The organism is Vibrio sp. 10N.222.49.C9, assembly GCF_041474985.1.
GTDB lineage: Bacteria > Pseudomonadota > Gammaproteobacteria > Enterobacterales > Vibrionaceae > Vibrio > Vibrio crassostreae_C.
In genome coordinates, this window is the sequence record NZ_JBFRVD010000955.1 from 1 (window position 1) to 275 (window position 275).

The window sequence follows — 275 nt, forward strand, 5'->3', positions numbered from 1 at the left end:
AGCGATTAAACTTGCGAAGTACGCAAAAATTAAGGCGATAGAAACGGGGACGTCCATGCCGAGCGTTCTGGCTTTTAGGCTTCGCCACGCATTCATGTAAAAGGGCAGAGCAGAATACAGCAGAACGGGAGTTGCGAAAATTAGACTGACAATTCGGAAATAGTGTTTAAATTCAGGCTCTAAGTTACCAAACACCTCAAGATACAAAGCCACGGCCAACATCATGACCTGCATGGTTGCCAGTCCCGCAATACCGAGTTTGTACAGGTATTGCT

Annotated in this window: 1 pseudogene; it reads right to left on the reverse strand. The window is 46.2% G+C overall.

What is annotated here, in order from left to right:
* A pseudogene (locus AB4585_RS26385) lies at positions 1-275 on the reverse strand (ATPase P); the annotation flags it as partial.